At 48.5% G+C, this 2,073-nt stretch carries 1 rRNA gene; it reads right to left on the reverse strand.

Going from position 1 to position 2,073, the window contains the following annotated elements:
• A 23S ribosomal RNA gene (locus EV194_RS16720) occupies positions 1–2,073 on the reverse strand; the annotation flags it as partial.

Consider the following 2,073-nt stretch of genomic DNA (forward strand, 5'->3'; position numbering starts at 1 on the left):
TTGCGGAATTAGACTCCAGGCAAGCAAAGGGACGTATTTCAAGGATGACTCCACGAATCCTGGCGGACCCGATTCATAGTCTCCGTCCTATCCTACACATTACTTACCCAAAATCAATGCTAAGTTGCAGTAAAGGTTCACGGGGTCTTTCCGTCCCGTTGCGGGTAAGCGGCATCTTCACCGCTACTACAATTTCACCGAGCTCATGGCTGAGACAGTGCCCAGATCGTTACACCATTCGTGCAGGTCGGAACTTACCCGACAAGGAATTTCGCTACCTTAGGACCGTTATAGTTACGGCCGCCGTTTACTGGGGCTTCAATTCAATGCTTCTCCGAAGATAACATCTCCTCTTAACCTTCCAGCACCGGGCAGGTGTCAGGCCTTATACATCATCTTTCGATTTAGCAAAGCCATGTGTTTTTGATAAACAGTCGCCTGGGCCATTTCTCTGCGCCCTACTCATTTAAGAGCAGGGACCCTTTCTCCCGAAGTTACAGGGTTAATTTGCCTAGTTCCTTAGCCATGAATCACTCGAGCGCCTTAGTATACTCAACCCAACTACGTGTGTCCGTTTACGGTACGAGCTGCCATACTCGCTTTTCTCGGTAGAATCTGCTTACCTTCGCTTCGGCCGTAGCCTAAGCTCAGCGGGCTATTCCGTCAGCCCCCAGGCACCTCGATCCCACGTCACTTTTATTGTATGACAGGTGCAGGAATATTAACCTGCTTTCCATCCACTACCCCTTTCGGGTTCGCGTTAGGCCCCGACTAACCCTGATCCGATTAGCGTTGATCAGGAAACCTTGGTCTTTCGGCGAACGGGTTTCTCACCCGTTTTATCGTTACTTATGCCTACATTTGCTTTTCCAAACACTCCACAATACCTCACGATACTGCTTCTGCGCTGTTTGGAATGCTCCCCTACCACTTGTACCTAAGTACAAATCCATAGCTTCGGTGATATGCTTATGCCCGATTATTATCCATGCACGGCCGCTCGACTAGTGAGCTGTTACGCACTCTTTAAATGAATGGCTGCTTCCAAGCCAACATCCTAGCTGTCTCTGCAGCCATACCGCGTTTTCTTCAACTTAGCATATACTTGGGGACCTTAGCTGATGGTCCGGGTTCTTTCCCTTTCGGACATGGACCTTAGCACCCATGCCCTCACTCCTATAAAACATTTTGCAGCATTCGGAGTTTGTCAGGAGTTGATAGGCGATGAAGCCCTCGCGTCCTATCAGTAGCTCTACCTCTGCAAAACTATTATAAGGCTGCACCTAAATGCATTTCGGGGAGTACGAGCTATTTCCCAGTTTGATTAGCCTTTCACCCCTACCCACAGTTCATCCAAAAACTTTTCAACGTTTACTGGTTCGGTCCTCCACTGTGTGTTACCACAGCTTCAACCTGACCATGGGTAGATCACAAGGTTTCGCGTCTATCCCTACCAACTTAACCGCCCTGTTAAGACTCGCTTTCGCTTCGGCTCCGTGCTTTACAACGCACTTAACCTCGCTGGTAAGGAATAACTCGTAGGCTCATTATGCAAAAGGCACGCCGTCATCCTTCGACTAGCTCAGGACTCCGACCGCTTGTAGGCGCACGGTTTCAGGTACTATTTCACTCCCCTGTTCGGGGTGCTTTTCACCTTTCCCTCACGGTACTGGTTCACTATCGGTCTCTCAGGAGTATTTAGCCTTACCGGATGGTCCCGGCTGATTCACACAGAATTTCTCGTGTTCCGCGCTACTCAGGATACCAACCTTATTATCATACTTGCGTGTACGGGATTGTCACCCTCTGTGATGCAACTTTCCAAATGCTTCCACTTCGTATTAATAATAATTATGTCGGTCCTACAACCCCAATATTGCCGAAACAATATTGGTTTAGGCTGTTCCCTGTTCGCTCGCCGCTACTAAGGGAATCACTTTTGTTTTCTTTTCCTCCGCCTACTTAGATGTTTCAGTTCAGCGGGTTTGCTTCCTATAAATAGGATGACCACTATTGCTAATGGCCGGGTTGCCCCATTCGGAAATTCACGGATCAATGGTTATTTGCACCTAC

Origin of the sequence: Natronoflexus pectinivorans, from assembly GCF_004345615.1 — a bacterium.
Taxonomy (GTDB): domain Bacteria; phylum Bacteroidota; class Bacteroidia; order Bacteroidales; family Marinilabiliaceae; genus Natronoflexus; species Natronoflexus pectinivorans.